This is a genomic window from Saccharomonospora azurea NA-128, assembly GCF_000231055.2.
GTDB classification, from domain to species: Bacteria; Actinomycetota; Actinomycetes; order Mycobacteriales; family Pseudonocardiaceae; genus Saccharomonospora; species Saccharomonospora azurea.
Map to the genome: position 1 here is coordinate 893,360 of NZ_CM001466.1, position 14,268 is coordinate 907,627.

Here is a 14,268-nt window from a genome sequence, read left to right on the forward strand (position 1 = left end):
CACATGCGCAGGTCGCGCAGCACCGGTCCGGCGAGCGTCTGCTCCGCGTCGGCCACGGCGTCGCGCAGGCGCAGCACGTGCAGGGCCGCCATCGTGTCGCTCACCGCGACCCGCCCCGGCTTGCCGAGCCGGTCGGCGACGATCCGGTACGGGTCCTCCCCGTCGACCCAGGTCACGACATCGACCCCGAGCTCGTCGGTCGGCACGTCGGCGTAGCCGGGCTCCTCCAACGCGGGCAGCACCAGAACCGGATCGGCGTCGGTGGCGGGGACGAGCAGCACGGACAGGCGCTCGAACGAGCCACCGGCCTGCCCGATGAGGTACCGCAGGTCGGAGCCGGGCCCGATGAGCAGAGCGTCCGTGGCGGCGTCCGCCGCGGCAGCGCGGGCGCGGTCGAGACGCGCGCGGAGCGTGGCGGCGTCGGGGGCGGGGTTGTGCAGAGAACGACGCGACATGGCGCAGAGCCTAGCGGCGCGACGGCGCCCGCACACGCACCGGCACCGTCCCGCTGTGGCACGCTTGTCGCGTGACCGCCCCGTTGGTACTGCTCGACGCCGCGAGCCTCTACTTCCGTTCGTTCTTCGCGCTGCCCGAATCGATGACCGCACCGGACGGCACGCCCGTCAACGCCGTGCGCGGGTTCGCGGACACCGTGGCGCGGGTCCTCACCGACCGCCGGCCCGCTCGCCTGGTGGCGTGCCTGGACGCCGACTGGCGACCGGACTTCCGGGTGGAGGCGCTGCCGAGCTACAAGGCGCACCGCGTCGCGGAGACGTCGGACGACGGTCCGGACGCCGAGGTCGTGCCCGACACCCTCACTCCCCAGGTGCCGATCATCCTCGAACTGCTGGAGGCGGTCGGGATCGCGGTCGCCGAGGCGGAGGGCTACGAGGCCGACGACGTGATCGGCACCCTGGCGGCGCGCGAGTCGGAGCGACCGGTCGAAGTGGTCACCGGCGACCGCGACCTGTTCCAGCTCGTGCGACACGAGCCGAGCCCCGTCTCGGTGATCTACGTGGGCAAGGGCTGGGCCAAGGCGGAGGTACTGGGGCCGGAGGAGGTCGCGGCCCGCTACGTCCTGCCGGTGGAGAACGCGGGCGCCGCCTACGCCGACATGTCCATGCTCCGGGGCGACCCGTCCGACGGCCTGCCCGGGGTGCAGGGCATCGGCGAGAAGACCGCGGCGAAGCTCATCACGCGGTTCGGGTCGCTGGAGGGGCTGCTGATCGCCGCCCGCGGCGCCCACCGCGACGTGCCGCCGAAGACCCGGCTCCGGCTCGCCGAGGCGGCCGACTACCTCGCCGCCGCTCCCCTGGTGGTGCGTGTGGCCACCGACGCCCCCGTGACGGGGTCGGCCGACGACCACGTCCCCGCCGCACCCGCCGATCCGGACCGCGTGGCCGAGCTCGCCGAACGCTACAACCTCGGCGGGTCGGTGAACCGGCTGCTCGCCGCACTGCCGGGCTGACCGAACGCACGGCGACGGGGCCGCTCGACCGCTAGACCGGCAATCCCACCTCGTAGCGGCCCTCGTCGTCGAGAATCTCGATCGGAACGCGCTTGCTGTCGCCGCCGATGACGGCGGTGCAGTCGAACGTGAGGCCCTCCGTGACAGCGGGGCGCTGCGGGCAGCGGACGCGCTCGACGTCCTTGATGCCGTAGCTTCCGGTCAGCACCGAGCGCACCGCCTTCTCCACCGCGTTGCCGTCGAGGGCCTTCGGCACCGGTGTCGGCGTGGTCTCCGAGGTCCCTGTGGTCTCCGAGCCCCCCGAGGTCGCCGACGTCTCCGGAGCGGTCCAGACCGGAAGCGACGAGGTCCGCGTGTCCTCCGAACTCACGGACGGTGACTCGCCCGGGTCCGCGCCGTCACCGCCGCAGGCCGTGAGGAGCAGAGGCGCGCACACCGACACCGCGACGCACCAGGCTCGCACAGCACCGCGCACACGCACGACGAACACTCCACACTCGAGACGCCGATCCGTCCTTCGTCAGAAGAACGTACCGCACCACGGTGCGGATCGGGTCAGGACCAGTTCGTCGACACGGTCCGCCGTCGTGGGTTCTCGAACCGTGATCCTTCCCGCGGCCACCAGGGCCGACGGGCGCCATGCTCCGGTGTAGACCATCGACAGCACGTCCACGTCGAGCTGGGCGTCCGGCGTCGCGTCGGTCCGCCGCACCCCGTCCGAGCCGACCCGGTACCGCCCCGAGTTGCGCGGCAGCACGGGATCGGTGACGTCGAGCACCAGGGGTTCACCGCGCCACGGGCGTGCGGCGAGCGCACTCTCGACGTCCACGAGGCGCAACCAGCTCTCGTCGAGGACCTCTTTGGTCTCACACGCCCGCGGATCGGTGAACAGCAACTCCAACGGCTCGTCCAGACCGCGGTGCCGCGCCGAGATCTCCTGGATCAGGTCGACCGAGAGCAGGAACCGCCACAGCCCGGCGAACGCCGACGCGTCCGCGTAGTGCAGGTCGAGCAGACGCATCGTCCCGCCCGTTCCCGCGTCGCGGTCGACGGTGTAGACGGCGAACCCGTCCGGCCCGTCGGGGCCATGGTGCACGACCGCGCTCACGGGACCGCCCTGCCGGTGCAGCATGGAGAACAGTCCGGGCCACCAGTGCGCGCCCCGGGTCATCATCCCGGGACGCAGGGGGAGCCGGTCGTACACCTCGGGCAGGCGACGCCGCATGTCGTCGATCGAGGTCACCAACTCGACCTCCCCGCCCGACGGCACGCCCGGGCGCAGTCGCGCGCGGTGCCGGTGCACCGTGCAGTCGCGGAAGCGGGTACCGATGCCGTAGCCGAAGCGGCCGTAGATCTCGCCCTCCGAGGCGTACAGCGACGCCGCGACCATCCCGCGGTCGGCGAAATCGGTGAGTTGGTGCCGCATCAGCGCGGACAGCACGCCACGTCGAGTCCGGTCGGCACGGACCCCGACCCCGGTGACGGCCGCCAGCGGCACCCGAGCGCCACCCGGGACGACGAGTTCGGCGTCGAAGGACCTGGCGGTGCCGATCAGCTGCTGGTCGAACGCTCCGAGCACGCGACCGGGCTGGTACACGTCGCGGACGCGCTCCCACTGCTCGTCGGTCGGCGGCGTGACATGCAGCGTGCCGTAGAAGAGCGCGTTCGCCGCGCGAAACTCGTCGTCGCCCAGGGAGCGCACCACAACGTCGTTCATGAAGTGATCCTGTCCAGCGCGGTCGGAGACGTCCAACGCTTTTTCGTCAGCCCTGCGGCGAGGGCTTGTCGACGGTGTAGTGCCCTTCCTCGCTCGTGACGGTGATCTTCACGCTCTGCTGCTCGCCACCGGCCGTGAGGGTGCAGCTGTAGGTGTGGCCCTTCTCCACCGGCTGGTCGCCCGGGCAGTCCACGTCACTGGCCTCGATGCCGAAGCTCTCCTGCACGAGCCGCTGGACCGACTGCTCGACACTCTGCTCGTCGAAGGTCGTGGTGTTGAGCAGGCCGGGCTTCCAGAACAGCACCACCGCCGCGGCACCGAGCACCACCACGGCAGCCACGATCCCGATCCACAGTCCCTTGCCGGACTTGCCGCCCTGGCCGGGCTGCCCGGGTTGGCCAGGCTGCTGCGGGGGTTGCTGGCCATAGTGAGTCGGCTGCTGGCCGTAGTCCTGCCCGTACATGCCGCCGTACTGGCCCTGCTGCTGCGGATACCCCGCCTGCTGGCCGTAGGCGTTGGCCGGATCGTAGGGATGCTGTGCGGGCTGCTGGCCGTACTGCGGCTGCGAAGCCTGCGGGTTCTGCGGGGCGCCATAGGCGGGCTGGCCGTACCCGGGTTGCTGGCCGTACCCGCCAGGCTGAGTGAATCCACCGGAGTTGGGATCGGCGTGCGGTTGCTGACCCCACTGCGCGGGGTTGTTCCCTCCGTACGGCGCGCTCATCGTGTTGCCCTTCCGCGTATCACAGCCATGGACGTCGCACTGTCGCGGCGGGTCTCCCCCGACACTCCCGCCGCGTTCGATCCAATCACACCCATCACGCGCCGAACACGGCCGCCCGGAGCTTCCGCCGGTGCATCGCTACACCTCGCCCGCGGCGACCACACCACGCCGGAGCAGCCGAGACGCCTTGCCTGCGGCGCCGCCCACGGGATGTTCCTTGCCCAGCACGTCCCTGATCTGGTCGAGCAGGTCCACGACCTGACGTGACCAGCGCACGAAGTCACCGGCCGAGAGTTCCTGTCCGTTGACCTCGGCCGCCGTGAGGACCTTCTCCAACGCCTCACCACGCGCCCACCGGTAGACCGGCCAGGCGAACCCGGCGTCGGGTTCGCGGGTGCGATCGAGGCGGTGCCTGCGCTCGTCGTCCACCAGGTCGGTCCACACCCGCACGGTCTCCTGCCACGCCTCGGACACCGGGCCCGACGGCAGTTTCGCCTCGGCGGCGGAGTCGCGCCGCGCCTCGTACACGAGGGTCGACACCACGGCGGCCAGCTCGGCGGGCGCGAGCCTGTGCCACAGCCGCTGGCGGATGCACTCCGCGGCCAGCAGGTCGGACTCGCTGTAGAGGCGTGCGAGCAACTGGCCGTGCTCGGTGACCGCGTCGCCGTCGGAGTCGAGGTAGCCGCGTTCGGACAGCAGCCTGCGGATCCGGTCGAAAGCCCGGGCCAGCGAGTGGGTCGTCGCCGCCACCTTCCGCTTGAGCTGCTCGGTCTCGGCCTCCAGACGTTGATACCGCTCGACCCACCGCAGGTTGGCCTCGCGGTCGGCCATCCCGTGCACGGGGTGGGAGCGCAGCTCCCTCCGCAGCTCGCTCAGCTCGGCGTCCGAGTGGGCGTCCGAGCGCCACTTCTGCCGGCGCGGTGGGCGGATGTTCAGGTTGCGCAGGGACGAGGCGACGTCGCGCCGCGTCTTGGGGGAACGCAGCTCGACGTGCTTGGGCAGCTTCAGCCGGCCCAGCGGTTCCACCGGCGCGGGGAAGTCCGACAGCGACAACGCACCCGACCAGCGGTCCTCGGTGACGACCACCGGCCTGGGCTCGTCGAACTGGTCCACGCCCGGGTCGATCACCACGGCCAGCCCGGCCCGGCGGCCCTGCGGCACCGCGATGACATCGCCCTTGCGCAGCTGCTCCAGCGACCGCGCCGTCTGTGCACGGCGGTTGCTCGTGTTCTGCCGGGCGAGGGTCTTCTCCCGGTCGGAGACCCGCTTGCGCAGCGCCAGGTAGGAGCGCAGCTCGTCGAGGTCGCCGGTCACCGCGTCGGCGTAGCCGCGCAGCGCCTCCTCGTTGCGGTCGATGCGCCGCGACAGGCCCACCACCGACCGGTCCGCCTGGAACTGGGCGAACGACTGCTCCAGCAGCTCGCGGGCCTTGTCGGAGCCGAACCGGCCGACGAGGTTCACGGCCATGTTGTAGCCGGGCCGGAACGACGACCGCAGCGGGTACGTGCGGGTGGAGGCCAGCCCGGCGACCTGCCTCGGGTCCACTCCCGGCTGCCACACCACCACGGCGTGTCCCTCGACGTCGATCCCGCGTCGTCCCGCACGGCCGGTGAGCTGCGTGTACTCCCCGGGCGTCAGGTCGACGTGGGCCTCGCCGTTGTACTTGACCAGCCGTTCCAACACGACGGTGCGCGCGGGCATGTTGATGCCGAGCGCGAGCGTCTCGGTCGCGAACACGACCTTCACGAGCCCGCGGACGAAGAGTTCCTCCACGGTCTCCTTGAAAGCGGGCAGCAGACCCGCGTGGTGGGCGGCCACGCCCTGTTCCAGCGCCTCACGCCACTCCCAGTAGCCCAGGACGGCGAGGTCGTTCTGCGGCAGGTCCGCGGTGCGCTCGTCGACGATGCGACGAACCTGCTCGACCTCCTCGGGGGTGTTCAACCGCAACCCGCTGCGCACGCACTGGGTGACCGCGGCGTCGCATCCGGCGCGGGAGAAGATGAAGACGATGGCGGGCAGCAGACCGGCGGAGTCCAGCCGCTCGACGATCTCGGGGCGGGCCGGGGGCCGGTAACGCGGTCCGCGGAACGGCCCACCGCGGCGCCCCCGGCCTCGGAACGCGGCTGGCGCGTGCATGCGCGCGGTGTCCTCGACACGGCGCAGCAGGTGGGGATTCAGCTTCGCCTCACCGCTGTCGACGGCCTCACCGGCGAACAGGTCGAACAGTCGACCGCCGACGAGCATGTGCTGCCACAGCGGCACCGGACGGTGCTCGTCGACCACCACCGTGGTGTCGCCGCGCACCTCCACCAGCCACTCGCCGAACTCCTCGGCGTTGCTGACCGTGGCCGACAGGCCCACCACGCGCACGTAGGACGGCAGGTGGAGGATGACCTCCTCCCACACCGCGCCGCGGAAGCGGTCGGCGAGGTAGTGCACCTCGTCCATCACGACGTAGCCGAGGTCGTCGAGCGCGGACGACTCCGCGTACAGCATGTTCCGCAGGACCTCGGTGGTCATCACCACGATCTGCGCGCCGCCGTTGATGGAGGTGTCGCCCGTGAGCAGGCCCACGGTGTCCGGGCCGTACCGCTCGACGAGGTCGCCGTACTTCTGGTTCGACAACGCCTTGATGGGCGTCGTGTAGAAGCACTTGCGCCCCTCGGCCAGCGCCAGGTGCACCGCGAACTCGCCGACGATCGTCTTGCCGGCGCCGGTCGGAGCGCACACGAGCACGCCGTGTCCGTCCTCGAGGGCTTCGCAGCCCCGCACCTGGAAGTCGTCGAAGGTGAAGCCCACGTCGGCGGCGAACCGCGCGAGCTGGGGATACTGGCCACGTCGCCGGGCCGCGGCATACGCCTCGGCGGGGCTGGGAGTCGAAGTGGAGGAGTCCACGATCGTCAGGGTTTCACACTCGACCGTGCGCGTGCACGGGGCGGGGCCGGTCGCCCGTCCGGCACACGACCCGGCACGACGGCGCCGCCCGCGCCACGCCGACTCCGTCGGACCCGACGACTACGCTGCGACACCATGAGTGCCTGGACGGCCGAGCGGTTGCGGTCACTGTGCCTGTCGTTGCCGAGCAGCGTGGAACGCTTCCCGTTCGCGCCGGGACTCAGCGTGTTCTTCGTGGCGGAGAAGATGTTCGCGTTGTCCGATCTGGATGGACGACCGCCGGCGGTCAGCCTCAAGTGCGATCCGGAGCACTCGCTCTTCCTGCGCGACACCTACCCCGCGGTCACGGCCGGCTACCACCTGAACAAGCGGCACTGGAACACCGTGGTGCTCGACGGCTCGCTCCCCGACGACCTGGTGGTCGACCTCGTGCGCGAGTCCTACGACCTGGTGGTCGCGGGCCTTCCGAAACACCGGCGCGCCCGCCTCGGCGATTCGTCAGCGCAGTAGCTCGTCGAGCGTCGCGTACCCCTCGGTCACGCCGGTCTCCATTCCGCTGGACAGCACGGCGTCCCGCACCCGGAACGAGTCGTGCAGCGACAGGTTCGTCACCCGAGTCCGGCCACCGAGGTCGTCGAACGTGTTGATCTCCAGGCTCACCGAGTCCGGCCAGCCGGTGTAGCAGAACGTCTGCACGAGGCGGCTGGGCACGCGCACCTCGTGGAACGACCCGTAGAACTCGGCCACCTGCTCCTCTCCGCGCCACATCGTGTAGTGGTAGCCGCCGCCGGTGCGGGCGTCCCACGTCTCGATGTGCATACGGAGGTCCTTCGGCCCGAGCCACCGAGCGGCCAGATCGGGATCCGTCCAGGCGCGGAACACGCGCTCGGGCGGGGCGTCGAAGTCGCGCACGATCCGAATGGACGGCAGGTCGGCGACAGCCTCGATCCGGGTGTCACGGGTCTTCGTGGTCATGGTGCCTCCTGGTGGTGTCGGTCTCGACGTCGAGCTCCGCCACCCTGGCGTCCCCGGCGGCGAGTCGGGCCCGCGAACGCGGCGCTCACCCGGCTCGGGGTCGTGCTCCGCTCAGCCCAGCACCGACAGCGCGCCGGGCACGCACGTCAGTCGCACCGGAAGCGTTCCCACCGGATCGCCGTCGGCAAACACCGGCCAGTCGGCGGATCCCTCCAGCCGGACTCGCGACGCGCGCACCGTGTGCACGGCCGGGTGGTCCACGTGCGTGCCGCTGCGCAGCCTCGGCAGGATCCGGGCGAGACTGAGCCGGCTCACCGGACCGACCACCGTGACGTCGAACATCCCGTCGTCGCAGGTCGCTGCGGGACAGATCGGAATACCACCGCCGTAGTAGGCGGTGTTGCCCACCGCCACCAGTGTCGCCTCGACCGTCAGGCGTCCGGCGTCCGTGTCGACCACCACCGGCCGCGGCCGCAGTGACACCAGTTCGCGCACCACCGCCATGTCGTAGCGACGGGGGCCGCGAGGCCGGCGCATGCTGTTGGCGCGCGCGTTGACCGCGGCGTCGAACCCCGTACAGAGCACGGTGCCGAACCACCGGGCCCCGCTCATGGCGTCGTCGACCCGACCGAGGTCCACCCGGCGCCGACGATCATGCCGCAGAGCCGACACGAGGGCGTCGAGGGCGACGAGTGGATGCTGCGGGATCCCCAGAGCGCGTGCGAAGTCGTTGCCCGTGCCGGAGGGCACCAGACCGACGGCGACCTCGGTCTCGGCGCAGCACTGCACGGCCTGATGTGCCGCACCGTCACCACCGACCACGACCAGCGCGTCGAGACCCGACGCCCGGCATTCGGACACCCGCTGCCGGAACTCCTCGGCCGAGCTCGCGGTGATCAAAGCGAGCCGGTCGGCCTCGGCGCGCAACCGTTCCGCCACCGTGCCCGCCATTCGAGCGGCCGCGCCCTGCCCCGAATCGGGGTGCACGGCCAACGCCACCCGCCGCCCCATCTGTCAGGTGACGTCCTCGGTGCGCGACGCGGTCCCGTCGGCGGCCGGTGGGTCGTCGATCCGGCTCGGCGTGTAGTGGAACGGAGCCGCCTCGTCGTCCGCCAGCTGCTCGTTCTGGCTCTCGCGACGGTGTTTGCGCCTGTCGTGGATGCGGGTGATCTGGAAGGCGAACTCCAGCAGCAGGGTCAACGCACCCGCCAGCGCGAGCATGGAGAACGGGTCGGCCGGGGTCACGAACGCCGCGAAGACGAAGGCAAGGAAGATCAGCCCCCGGCGCCACTTGCTGAGCTGGGCGTACGACACCACGCCGACCCGGTTCAGCATGATCACCAGCAGCGGCACCTCGAAACTGACCCCGAAGATCAGCAGCAACGACAGCACGAACGAGACGTACTTGTCACCGGTGAACCAGGTGTCGAACGCGCCGCCACCGAAGTTGACCAGGATCTCCAGCGCGAACGGGACCATCGCGTAGGCCAGCACCGCTCCCGCAGCGAACAGCATGCTGGCGAAGCCGACGAACGTGAGCGCGTACTTGCGCTCCTTGGTGTACAGCCCGGGAGCGATGAACGCCCACAGCTGGTAGAGCCACACCGGAGCGAACAACACCGCACCGGCCGTGAGGCCCACCTTCAACTGGATCATGAAGGCCTCGAACGGCACGGTCTGCAACAGCCGGCACGGCGGTTCCTTCGGGAACCGGTGCTCGGGTGGGATCGCACAGTACGGGCCCGTGACGATGTCTCCGAGCGACGGGATGGGGCCGACCCGGTTGGAGAACCAGAGGAAGCCCAGGACGCCGCCTGCGACCAGCGCGAGCAGCGCGAAACCGAGCCGCCGACGGAACTCGTAAATGTGCTCGATCAGCGTCATGGTGCCGTCGGGATTGTGCCGACGGCTGCGCTTACGCCGCTTGGCGCGGTTGTTCGAGGAGTCCGCCACGAACCGTGTCCGTTCCCATCCCTGTGTTGACGAATCGGCCCTCAGCGGGCGGCAGGCGTCAGCCCGCGTTCCGCTGAGCCTGCTCCGCGGCCTGCTGACGCTTCAGCTCGTCGAGCTGACGCTGGAGCTGCTCGACCTGCTGAGCCGTCGCCGCAGCGGGGTCGGCGGCCGGTGTGGTGGGCGCAGTGGGCACAGTGGGTGTCGACTGCGGCAACTGACGGGTGTCGGATTCGGCGACCGTCGACGCGGGCTGCGCACCGGTGGCCGTACCGGCGGCTGCCGGGTCGGAGGTCTCACCCGAGGCACGCATGTCCTTGGTCTCAGCCTTGAAGATCTTCATGGACTTGCCGATCGACCTGGCCGCGTCGGGCAGGCGCTTCGCGCCGAACAGCAGGACCACGACAAGCACCAGAATGATCAAATGCCACGGCTGCAACGCATTCATCGCCTGGCCTCCTTACTCGTTCAGATCGATCGTACTGTGCTGCGGCGGTGTCGCGTCAGTGCCGACGACGCTCGCGGACCGCGACGCGAACCGCAGCGGACCGAGCCCGCAGCAACCCGATCCGATCACTCGTGCGAGCCGACACCATGCTGGCCGTCGCACGGTAACCACGCAAGAGCCGGATGACGCGAAAGGCCACGATTCCCACTGCGGACAGCGCGACCACGACCAGCACGGCACTCACGACATACAACACGGTCCCACCCTAGCCAGCCGAGGTTGCGGCGAGATGACGAGTGCGTGCCAACGCCTCGGCCGCCCGCTGACGCACTGCCTCCGCCGCCCACTCCGGTTCCTCGACGGTCACCTCACCGCCGTGCCGCAGCACCAGCCGGACCAGCCACGATTCGTCGCCGTAGCGCAGCCGCACGCGCAGGCGTCCGCCGTCGAGCTCGGCGAGCTCCTCGCACTGGTAGTACTCGGCCACCCACCTCGCCTCGGGTGCGAGGACCAGCACGGCCTCCGGATATCCGGGCCGCTGGGGGAAGACGCCGTCGGACAGGTCCTTCGGCGTCGCGCTCTCCGGCGGCGCCGACGGCTCGTCGAGCACGGTCAGCTCGTCGATCCGGTCGAGCCGGAACAGGCGCACCGACTCCGCCCGGCGGCACCACGCCTCCAGGTAGCTCACGCCCTGCACGATCAGCAGCCGCATCGGGTCCACGGTGCGTTCTGTGACGACGTCCTTGGACGCGCTGTAGTAGCGGAGCCACAACGCGCGACCGCGCTGCAGCGCCTCCCGCAGCGTCTCGCGGGTCTGCGCCGTCGCCGCGGCCTCCCGCGTGCCGTGGCCCACGACCACTCCGGACGGGCGGGCGTCCCCCGACGCGGCCTCGATCTTAGAGATGGCTCGGTGCACGGCATCGGCGTCGACCACGCCGGGCGTCTCGGCGAGCGCGCGCAACGCGATCAGCAACGCGCTGGCCTCCGCCCCGGTCAGCCGGAGCGGTCGGCGCATGCCCGCGTCGTAGGTCACCGAGACCGTGTCGCCGTCGAAGGACAGGTCGATCAGGTCGCCGGGGCCGTAACCGGGCAACCCGCACATCCACAGCAGTTCCAGGTCCTTACGGAGCTGCCGGGGCGTGACGTCGAAGTCGCGGGCCGCCTCGTCGATCCGGATGCCCGGCCGGGCGAGCAGGTACGGCACGAGCGCGAGCAGCCTGGGCAGCCGATCCCCCGATCCGCTCACCGCGATTCCTCCTGCACCACTCGTTCCCAGCGGTCGGCGACCGCCTTGGCCAACACGTCCGGTTCGAGCACCAGCGCGTCGGGGCCGTAACCGGCGATCCAGTCGGCGGCGCTCTCCTGGTTCCACAGGTCGATGTCCACCACGTCGCCGTCGATGTCGGCGACCGTGCGGCGCCCGACCAGCCTGGCGCGCCGACGGATCCCCGCGGCGCGGCCTTCGGCCAGCCACAGGCGCGCCCGCGGCCAGCCACAGGCGCGCCCGCAGCGCCGGCTGCGGATCCCGCTCGCCACCACCGGCGCCCGCGACGAACTCCAGCAGGTTCACGTCCGCGGGCCGGGTGACGGCACCGGCGCGCCCCAACGCCCGTACGGGCCCGGTGATGCGCGACAGCCGGAAGCACCGCGGCGCGTTCCGATCACGGTCGTGGCCGACCAGGTACCACCGCGCGCGCCACGAGACCACGCCCCACGGCTCCACGGTGCGCGGTCGCCGCTCGGGCGAGGACGAACGCCGGTAGTCGAACTTCACCACCCGCCCCTGCTGCACGGCCGACAGCAGCGGGCCGAACGCCGGTTCGGCGTGCACTCGGGGCTCCACGGGAGTCGCCGCGTTCTCGTCGACCTCCACCCCGGCCGCGCGCAGCTTCACCAGCGCGCCCTGGGCCTGGCCGGTCAGTTCCGGCGAATCCCACAGCCGCACCGCGAGCGCGACCGCCGCGGCCTCGTCGGGAGCCAGGTCGATGTCGCCGAGCTCGTAGTCCCGGCGCGCGATGCGGTAGCCCTCCACCGGATCGAACGCCGAGCTGCGCCCGGTCTCCAGCGGGATCCCCAGGTCGCGCAGCTCCGCCTTGTCGCGCTCGAACATGCGCGCGAAAGCCTCGTCGCTGGTGGCGTCGACGTAGCCGGGCACGATGCCGCGGATCCGCTCGGCCGTGAGGTATTGCCGAGTGGACAGGAGGGCGAGCACCAGGTTCACCAGGCGCTCGGCGCGGGCGGTGGACACCTCGTCACCCTATCGCCCACCCGGCATCAGGCCTGCGCAGGCCTGATGCTTCGGATCCGGCCGCCGGGGCCGCTCACAGCGAGCTGATCAGCCGTTCGACGCGCTCGTCCACCGAACGGAACGGGTCCTTGCACAGGACCGTCCGCTGCGCCTGGTCGTTCAGCTTCAGGTGCACCCAGTCGACGGTGAAGTCGCGTCCCGCCTGCTGCGCCGCGGCGATGAAGTCACCCCGCAGCTTCGCCCGTGTGGTCTGCGGTGGGGTGTCCTTGGCCAGTTCGATCTCGCCGTCGTCGGTGATGCGCCGCACCAAGCCCTTGCGCTGCAGGAGGTCGAACACGCCCCGGCCACGGCGGATGTCGTGGTAGGCCAGGTCCAGTTGCGCGATCCGCGGGTCGGACAGCATCAGGTCGTGCTTGCTGCGGTAGCGCTCCACGAGCCGGTGCTTGATCGCCCAGTCGACCTCGGTGTCGATGCCGGAGAAGTCCTGCTGCTCGACCGCGTCGAGAGCCCGGCCCCACAGATCGATCACCTGCTGAGCCGTCGGTGAGGCACCGCTCGTCTCCACGTGCTGGACCGCCCTGGCGTAGTACTCGCGCTGGATCTCCAGCGCCGAGGCCTCCCGGCCGCCGGCCAGCCGCACCTGACGCCGTCCCGTCAGGTCGTGGCTGATCTCCCGGATCGCCCTGATGGGGTTGTCCAGCGTGAAGTCGCGGAACTGGACACCCTCCTCGATCATCTGCAGCACCAGATCGACCGACCCGACCTTCAGCAGCGTCGTCGGCTCGGCCATGTTCGAGTCACCCACGATGACGTGCAGTCGGCGGTAGCGCTCGGCGTCGGCGTGCGGCTCGTCGCGGGTGTTGATGATCGGCCGCGACCGGGTGGTCGCACTCGACACGCCCTCCCAGATGTGTTCGGCGCGCTGCGACAGGCAGTACACCGCACCCCGCGGCGTCTGGAGCACCTTGCCCGCCCCGCAGATGAGCTGTCGCGTCACCAGGAACGGCAGCAGCACGTCGGCCACCCGGGAGAACTCCCCGGCGCGTCCCACGAGGTAGTTCTCGTGGCAGCCGTAGGAGTTGCCCGCCGAGTCGGTGTTGTTCTTGAAGAGGAAGATGTCACCGCCGATCCCCTCGTCGGCAAGGCGACGCTCGGCGTCGACGAGCAGGTCCTCCAGGATTCGCTCGCCTGCCTTGTCGTGCGTCACCAGTTGTGTGAGGTCGTCGCACTCGGCGGTGGCGTACTCCGGATGCGACCCCACGTCGAGGTACAGCCGGGAGCCGTTGGACAGGAAGACGTTGGAGGAGCGTCCCCACGAGACGACCCTCCGGAACAGGTAGCGCGCCACTTCGTCGGGCGACAACCTTCGCTGACCGTGGAAGGTGCAGGTCACCCCGAACTCGGTTTCGATCCCAAAGATCCGCCGCTGCATTCCTCAAGGGTAGGCGCTTTTGGCCACGGTACGGTGAACGAAAACCGTTCAAGACCGGGGTGGCCTAATCATCGACGCCGTCATCACCCGCCTGGCGCGCCGGTTGCGCCACGTGACCACAGCGGATCGCCTCGCCATGCGCTACAGCGCGGCCCTCCCGCAGACCCGGCTGGACCCGGCACTGACGAGGCTCAGCCGCTCCGCGGACAAGGGGCGACTCTGGTGGACCATCGCCGCGGGGCTCGCCACCCGGAAGGGGCCCACCCGACGGGCGGCGCTCCGGGGCCTGGTCGCTCTCGCGGGCGCGAGCGCCGCCGCGAACCTCGTCGGCAAACCCCTCCTGCCCCGACGACGCCCCGCCGCCGAGGTCGTTCCCGAGTTGCGTCGCCTGCACCGCCGGCCCACGTCGTCGTC

General features: G+C 70.9%; 14 protein-coding genes and 2 pseudogenes. 3 read left to right on the forward strand and 13 right to left on the reverse strand.

The features are described 5' to 3' along the window. On the reverse strand, positions 1 to 455 hold a 455-nt coding region (locus SACAZDRAFT_RS03985), incomplete at its 3' end, for an aminopeptidase P family N-terminal domain-containing protein (RefSeq protein ID WP_005438933.1). Positions 456 to 526: 71 nt separating this feature from the next. Between SACAZDRAFT_RS03985 and SACAZDRAFT_RS03990 the strand changes: the two genes are divergently transcribed. Continuing rightward, entirely contained in the window at positions 527 to 1,468 is a 942-nt protein-coding gene (locus tag SACAZDRAFT_RS03990) for a 5'-3' exonuclease (protein WP_005438935.1), read from the forward strand. A 31-nt stretch (positions 1,469 to 1,499) separates the two neighbouring features. Here SACAZDRAFT_RS03990 and SACAZDRAFT_RS03995 read toward each other — a convergent pair whose 3' ends face one another. The 4 genes from SACAZDRAFT_RS03995 to SACAZDRAFT_RS04010 all read right to left on the reverse strand — a co-directional run bounded on the left by SACAZDRAFT_RS03995 (position 1,500) and on the right by SACAZDRAFT_RS04010 (position 6,801). Beyond that, entirely contained in the window at positions 1,500 to 1,949 is a 450-nt protein-coding gene (locus SACAZDRAFT_RS03995; protein ID WP_005438937.1) for a DUF4333 domain-containing protein, read from the reverse strand. 39 nt (positions 1,950 to 1,988) lie between these two features. Further along, positions 1,989 to 3,185 (reverse strand): GNAT family N-acetyltransferase, encoded by a 1,197-nt coding sequence (locus SACAZDRAFT_RS04000; protein ID WP_005438938.1) that lies wholly within the window; start codon positions 3,183 to 3,185, stop codon positions 1,989 to 1,991. A gap of 46 nt (positions 3,186 to 3,231) precedes the next feature. Further along, entirely contained in the window at positions 3,232 to 3,906 is a 675-nt protein-coding gene (locus tag SACAZDRAFT_RS04005; RefSeq protein ID WP_005438941.1) for a DUF4333 domain-containing protein, read from the reverse strand. Positions 3,907 to 4,044: 138 nt separating this feature from the next. After that, the gene (locus tag SACAZDRAFT_RS04010; RefSeq protein WP_005438943.1) at positions 4,045 to 6,801 is read right to left on the reverse strand and encodes a DEAD/DEAH box helicase; all 2,757 of its coding nucleotides are present in this window, start codon (positions 6,799 to 6,801) and stop codon (positions 4,045 to 4,047) included. Between the two features lie 135 nt (positions 6,802 to 6,936). Here SACAZDRAFT_RS04010 and SACAZDRAFT_RS04015 point away from each other — a divergent pair, with 135 nt between their 5' ends. After that, positions 6,937 to 7,311 carry an MmcQ/YjbR family DNA-binding protein gene (locus tag SACAZDRAFT_RS04015; RefSeq protein WP_005438944.1) on the forward strand — a complete coding sequence of 125 codons (375 nt, stop codon included), beginning with the start codon at positions 6,937 to 6,939 and terminating at the stop codon, positions 7,309 to 7,311. Here the strand turns inward: SACAZDRAFT_RS04015 and SACAZDRAFT_RS04020 are convergent. From SACAZDRAFT_RS04020 to pafA, 8 genes and pseudogenes are all read right to left on the reverse strand, one after another. After that, entirely contained in the window at positions 7,300 to 7,776 is a 477-nt protein-coding gene (locus SACAZDRAFT_RS04020; RefSeq protein ID WP_005438946.1) for an SRPBCC family protein, read from the reverse strand. The two genes, SACAZDRAFT_RS04015 and SACAZDRAFT_RS04020, sit on opposite strands and share 12 nt — an antisense overlap. Before the next feature lie 111 nt (positions 7,777 to 7,887). Next, positions 7,888 to 8,787, reverse strand: coding sequence for a diacylglycerol/lipid kinase family protein (locus tag SACAZDRAFT_RS04025; RefSeq protein ID WP_005438948.1), 900 nt, complete (start codon positions 8,785 to 8,787; stop codon positions 7,888 to 7,890). A gap of 3 nt (positions 8,788 to 8,790) precedes the next feature. Then, the gene (gene tatC, locus SACAZDRAFT_RS04030) at positions 8,791 to 9,729 is read right to left on the reverse strand and encodes a twin-arginine translocase subunit TatC (RefSeq protein ID WP_005438949.1); all 939 of its coding nucleotides are present in this window, start codon (positions 9,727 to 9,729) and stop codon (positions 8,791 to 8,793) included. A 58-nt stretch (positions 9,730 to 9,787) separates the two neighbouring features. Beyond that, complete coding sequence (tatA, locus tag SACAZDRAFT_RS04035) at positions 9,788 to 10,174, reverse strand: Sec-independent protein translocase subunit TatA (RefSeq protein WP_005438950.1); 387 nt, start codon at positions 10,172 to 10,174, stop codon at positions 9,788 to 9,790. 55 nt (positions 10,175 to 10,229) lie between these two features. Next, positions 10,230 to 10,430, reverse strand: a complete 201-nt coding sequence (locus SACAZDRAFT_RS04040; RefSeq protein ID WP_005438951.1) for a bacteriophage holin — start codon at positions 10,428 to 10,430, stop codon at positions 10,230 to 10,232. A gap of 9 nt (positions 10,431 to 10,439) precedes the next feature. Then, positions 10,440 to 11,420: a helix-turn-helix transcriptional regulator gene (locus SACAZDRAFT_RS04045; protein WP_040927904.1), complete on the reverse strand. Its 981-nt coding sequence runs from the start codon at positions 11,418 to 11,420 to the stop codon at positions 10,440 to 10,442. Beyond that, positions 11,417 to 12,422: pseudogene (locus SACAZDRAFT_RS22320) on the reverse strand (helix-turn-helix transcriptional regulator). Before SACAZDRAFT_RS22320 ends, SACAZDRAFT_RS04045 begins: the two are co-directional and overlap by 4 nt. Positions 12,423 to 12,495: 73 nt before the next feature. Then, entirely contained in the window at positions 12,496 to 13,854 is a 1,359-nt protein-coding gene (pafA, locus tag SACAZDRAFT_RS04050) for a Pup--protein ligase (RefSeq protein WP_005438954.1), read from the reverse strand. A gap of 136 nt (positions 13,855 to 13,990) precedes the next feature. Here pafA and SACAZDRAFT_RS23660 point away from each other — a divergent pair. Next, a pseudogene (locus tag SACAZDRAFT_RS23660) lies at positions 13,991 to 14,268 on the forward strand (glycerophosphatase); the annotation flags it as partial.

What these genes read in the sequence shown, in the direction of transcription:
- tatA (WP_005438950.1), bottom strand. Translation starts at nt 10,174, where the DNA reads ATGAATGCGTTGCAGCCGTGGCATTTGATCATTCTGGTGCTTGTCGTG.
- pafA (WP_005438954.1), bottom strand. Translation starts at nt 13,854, where the DNA reads ATGCAGCGGCGGATCTTTGGGATCGAAACCGAGTTCGGGGTGACCTGC.
- SACAZDRAFT_RS04000 (WP_005438938.1), bottom strand. Translation starts at nt 3,185, where the DNA reads ATGAACGACGTTGTGGTGCGCTCCCTGGGCGACGACGAGTTTCGCGCG.
- SACAZDRAFT_RS04015 (WP_005438944.1), top strand. Translation starts at nt 6,937, where the DNA reads ATGAGTGCCTGGACGGCCGAGCGGTTGCGGTCACTGTGCCTGTCGTTG.
- SACAZDRAFT_RS04005 (WP_005438941.1), bottom strand. Translation starts at nt 3,906, where the DNA reads ATGAGCGCGCCGTACGGAGGGAACAACCCCGCGCAGTGGGGTCAGCAA.
- SACAZDRAFT_RS04025 (WP_005438948.1), bottom strand. Translation starts at nt 8,787, where the DNA reads ATGGGGCGGCGGGTGGCGTTGGCCGTGCACCCCGATTCGGGGCAGGGC.
- SACAZDRAFT_RS04020 (WP_005438946.1), bottom strand. Translation starts at nt 7,776, where the DNA reads ATGACCACGAAGACCCGTGACACCCGGATCGAGGCTGTCGCCGACCTG.